Origin of the sequence: Acinetobacter sp. YH01020, from assembly GCF_013420275.1 — a bacterium.
Taxonomy (GTDB): domain Bacteria; phylum Pseudomonadota; class Gammaproteobacteria; order Pseudomonadales; family Moraxellaceae; genus Acinetobacter; species Acinetobacter amyesii.
Genome location: NZ_VOYN01000098.1, coordinates 1 through 4,242, shown reverse-complemented (window position 1 = coordinate 4,242; position 4,242 = coordinate 1). Strand labels below are relative to the sequence as shown.

At 36.8% G+C, this 4,242-nt stretch carries 4 protein-coding genes, 2 pseudogenes and 1 other annotated feature; of the genes and pseudogenes, 4 read left to right on the top strand and 2 right to left on the bottom strand.

Translation table 11 applies throughout. The features are described 5' to 3' along the window. The 3 genes and pseudogenes from FTT85_RS18050 to FTT85_RS18040 form a co-directional block, all read left to right on the top strand. A pseudogene (locus tag FTT85_RS18050) lies at positions 1–109 on the top strand (IS5/IS1182 family transposase); the annotation flags it as partial. Between the two features lie 187 nt (positions 110–296). Next, on the top strand, positions 297–1,271 hold the full coding sequence (locus tag FTT85_RS18045; protein ID WP_228199222.1) for a hypothetical protein: 975 nt from the start codon (positions 297–299) through the stop codon (positions 1,269–1,271). Positions 1,272–1,275: 4 nt separating this feature from the next. Next, positions 1,276–2,148 carry a histone deacetylase gene (locus tag FTT85_RS18040; protein ID WP_120368435.1) on the top strand — a complete coding sequence of 291 codons (873 nt, stop codon included), beginning with the start codon at positions 1,276–1,278 and terminating at the stop codon, positions 2,146–2,148. A 76-nt stretch (positions 2,149–2,224) separates the two neighbouring features. On the opposite strand, the gene FTT85_RS18035 is transcribed toward FTT85_RS18040, so the two are convergent. Further along, positions 2,225–2,581 (bottom strand): roadblock/LC7 domain-containing protein, encoded by a 357-nt coding sequence (locus FTT85_RS18035; RefSeq protein ID WP_180184102.1) that lies wholly within the window; start codon positions 2,579–2,581, stop codon positions 2,225–2,227. A 39-nt stretch (positions 2,582–2,620) separates the two neighbouring features. Then, the gene (locus FTT85_RS18030) at positions 2,621–3,613 is read right to left on the bottom strand and encodes a hypothetical protein (RefSeq protein ID WP_180184101.1); all 993 of its coding nucleotides are present in this window, start codon (positions 3,611–3,613) and stop codon (positions 2,621–2,623) included. Between the two features lie 140 nt (positions 3,614–3,753). Here FTT85_RS18030 and FTT85_RS18025 point away from each other — a divergent pair. Then, positions 3,754–4,242, top strand: a pseudogene (locus FTT85_RS18025) (transposase); the annotation flags it as partial. After that, positions 4,029–4,145 (top strand) — a sequence feature (AL1L pseudoknot). It overlaps the preceding pseudogene by 117 nt.

The window sequence follows — 4,242 nt, the reverse complement described above, 5'->3', positions numbered from 1 at the left end:
ACTCAGTGCAAGAAAATTTGATAGCCAAGTCAATGAAATTCATGCACGTGTAGCAGTCCTCAACAGATTTACGGAATTAGGTCGACCACTTACCCAAGTTACGCCTTAAATTTGGCTCAATTAGGGGAGGCTTTGTATTTCAAATCTTTGTGCAACAAAGCCCATTGCATTTATAGGTTAAATAAAATCTATTTGCCGTCATTCAGTTAATATATTTAATATGAAACATCTTACTAAAAATTCAAAAAATCGGTACATTTACACAATTAAAATAAATGATTCAAGAGCAAATCTTCATGTCTACGTTAAATGACCATGAAATTATTCAAATATTTAGAAATCACGCCCGTCCACTGTCAAATAAATTGACAGAAATGCTAAATGAGCATTATACGCATCAAACTGAACGTCGTGGTTGTGGTTATACTCAAGCAACACGGGTATTGGCGGAATATATTAATATCCCACGTGATGCGCAGGAATTAAATGATCTAAAACTTTTTGACCAGTTCGATACCAAAAGTTTAAAGCAATTACTTGAGCAGCAATCGATGCATCCAATTCATATCACTGATTGGCACAACCTTGACCAAAATCCAGAGATCATTACATTTTTAGCGAAACACTGCCACGAAACCTTTGCTGAACAATTAGAACAGGCTGTCTATTTTCAAAAAAAATTACGCCATATTGCACAACATGCTCAACTTGAAGAAAGCCAAGTACTGAGTCAACTGATTGCAGATGTAATTTTACCCCATACTTGTCATGATACATCGCTGACTCAGCTACACACATTGCAAGAAAAACCTAAAGTCGGCTCCTGTCCGATGGCTGAAAATTTTTTCTTAAAAATTGCGCACGGAAAAATACTCAGACAAGGTCGCATCAATATTTTTGTCGATGACAATTCAAAACCTATTTTGTTAGAAAAAATAAATATGGGTGATGATCATTCCTGCATTAGCTTACAGCCCTTATTGATGAATGGCGTACGTTTACCTGCAGGTGCTTTATTTTCGGTAGATTACGATGCTGAAATGCCTGAGCAATATCCGAGCTGTTCAGATTTTAAAGGACATATTATTCCTTATCGTGCTGCGCGGGGGTTCTGGTTCCTTAGATTGACGACTTTAGCGATTTCCCCTGAAAATCGGGCACGTGCTTTTAGTACACACTATGCACAACAGATTGAAAACGGTCTATATAGTCCTGGCACAACACAATTACAGCAATTGGTTGACTTAGCACAGCGTCAAGTTAGAGCATAAACGCATGTTAAATATTTGCTATTCACCACACTATTTTGCCCATACCCACACCAACAGCATGGAAAAACTCAGTGCAGTTGCAAATGCAATTTCTGAATTGGATGGTATTCAGCTTCATGCACCCAGCAGAATTGATCCCAATATTTTAAAACAACTACACGACCCAAATTATGTCGATGCCTTTTTAACAGGTACACCTGAAAAATTAGCGACATTTCAGGGATTTAAACCGTGGAATATCCAATTGCGAGATGCTGTTTTACATATTAATGCAGGGCAAATTTTAGCGGCAGAACTGGCATTTCAACATCAAATTTCAGGTAACCTTGCTCAAGGTTTTCACCATGCGATTTATGAGTTTGGTAACTCTTTTTGTACTTTTAATGGCTTAGCATTGGTTGCACAGCAGTTTCCAGAAAAACGTATTTTTGTTTTGGACTGCGATCAGCACGGTGGCAACGGCACTGCTGAATTTACCCGTCGTTTCAACAATTTATTTAATTTTAGTATTTATGGCTTAGCATTTGGTTGCCCAAGTTATGCACATTCAGAAACACGTCATATTCATAAAGATAAAGGTACTTTTTCCCAATATATCATTGCAATCCATGAAGCTTTTCAAGCTGCATTGGACTGGAAAGCAGATTTAATTATTTATCAGGCGGGAATGGACTGCCATCAGGATGATCCTTGCGGCTCTAGATGGTTTAAAACTGAATATATTCAGCATCGCGAAAGAATGGTGTTTTCATTGGCAAAAAAACACGGTATTCCACTCATGTTTGTACTTGCAGGTGGCTATCAGGCACTTGAACCCTTAGTACAATTACATGTAGAAACGATTAAAATTGCACAGCAGGTTTATTTCACAAACTAATGCTGTATTCAATAAAAAAATACCAGCTTTAAAGCTGGTATTTTTGGATTCACTTACCAAATCAATGTGCAGCTGATTAAGAAAAATCAAGTTCTTTTTCAAATGCTTTTAATTCATAACGCGCCATTGCAAGGTTAGACTTAGAACGGTCTAAAACCAAATACAAGAATAAGTTTTCGTTACTGTCCAATGGACGGATTAAGTGATATTGCTTACCTAGAGTGATAAGAATATCTTCGATGTTGTCATTTAATTGTAAAGCTTTTGCAACTTTGCGCTTTGAGCGAATAACTTCGGTGTTACCCGCTGCAGCAAGCTCCAAATCAATGCCTGTACCTTGGGGCGCCAAAGCCAAACCACTTTCGCTGTCAACTAAAGCACCTGCAACGAAACCATCAATACTTGTTAATGTATCTAAACTAATACGTGCCATTTTTTCATCTCAAGTTAAGGGTGTACACCCCATTTAAAATTACAAACCTAGTTTTTTTCGCAATTTTCCGAAGAAACTGCGTAGTTTATTCACCTGACCAGAATTTTCTTGCTTCTGTTCAATACTGAATTTTGCTGCATCCGCCTCAATTAGCTCACCCAATTTCAAAGTTTGTGCAATTGCGACAAATTTTTTCACACGCTCTAGAGAAATTCCTAGATGCTGTTGAACATCTTGTACTTTTGCACCTAAAGCAAAACAAGCTGCGATTTTTAAGTTATCTTTACGGTCTAAACTTTTTTCAAATTGTGGCCATATATTTAATTTAAAAACATGGTCAGCATCTACCTTTGGTAAATCTAAATCACCTGAATGTGAGATGGCTTGCCATAACCAAGTTCTTAAATCGTAAGGTGTTTTATCTTTAATCATCTCATGTACAAATGAATTCTTTGCATAAGTTTGATTAATAGTGTCTTTTAAACTGTACAACTCTTGATTCTGCTCAAACCAAACCCGCTCTGTTCTGGTATCAATTAATGCCAGAAAACCCGTGTGATCATACAATTGAATATAGCCATTTCGTGGTGTGAAAATTTCATTAAACACCGACTTATGATCTACTTTAGTTTGCGAATATTGTGCTGCAGAATTTCGAGCGCTATTCAACACAAAATTATCCTCAATAGGATTAACCTGACGGCCCATATAATTAAAATAACGCTGTTCTAACCATTCAACGAGCTGATTCAGACGAGTGAATGGATAAAATAATTTATCCTCAATAATACTACCTGCCTGATTAACATCTTTTACCAAACGTAAATAAGACTTCTGCTGCTGAATCACACGCTGAATATTTGGTGAATCAAAAAACATGTCATTCACAAGTAATAAATCAATTTCATTACTTGAGATATTCACCCATTGCACATTTACATCTGTTGGCACCGAAAGCAATAACTGGTTATTCATTTGGTCTAACGTTTCTAAATTTAAACCAAAAATCGCCACATTAAATGCTTTTTTCATAACTATTTAAACCTATAGACTATTTATACAATAAGGACTGATATAACCTTATTGTTTTGCCAGTATTTACTAAATTTAAGATTGAGCTATTGAACCGTACCGGGTTTGTCGGAGACCAACTTTCTTGAGAGAATGTTCCAATGACAAAACCAAAATATACCCCTGAAATCAGAGAAAGAGCGGTTCAATTATTGATTGAATCTGAAAAAGATTATCCTTCTACTTGGGCTGCAATCACAGCTATTGCACCTAAGATTGGTTGTACTCCTGAAACATTGCGTGTTTGGTATTTAAAGCATATGGATCAACTAAATCCTGCCAAAGTACAACAGATATCTGACCAAGAAAAAATGAAGCAAATGGAACGTGAAATTAAAGAATTAAAACGTGCCAATGAAATTCTACGTAAAGCAGCCGCTTTTTTCGCCCAGGCGGAGCTCGACCGCCCACACAAATAATGGTGGATTTTATCCAGAACAATAAAGATCGATATGGTGTTGAGGCGATTTGTAGGATTTTACCGATCGCAGCTTCAACCTATTACCGAACTTTAGATCTCGCTGACAATCCAGAACATCGAGCGAAACGAGATCTACATGATGAGCATCATGCTGAACAAATTAAACGAA

Bases quoted from the DNA above. Each gene is read 5' to 3' on its own strand.
- FTT85_RS18030 (WP_180184101.1), bottom strand. From the start codon at position 3,613: ATGAAAAAAGCATTTAATGTGGCGATTTTTGGTTTAAATTTAGAAACG.
- FTT85_RS18040 (WP_120368435.1), top strand. From the start codon at position 1,276: ATGTTAAATATTTGCTATTCACCACACTATTTTGCCCATACCCACACC.
- FTT85_RS18045 (WP_228199222.1), top strand. From the start codon at position 297: ATGTCTACGTTAAATGACCATGAAATTATTCAAATATTTAGAAATCAC.
- FTT85_RS18035 (WP_180184102.1), bottom strand. From the start codon at position 2,581: ATGGCACGTATTAGTTTAGATACATTAACAAGTATTGATGGTTTCGTT.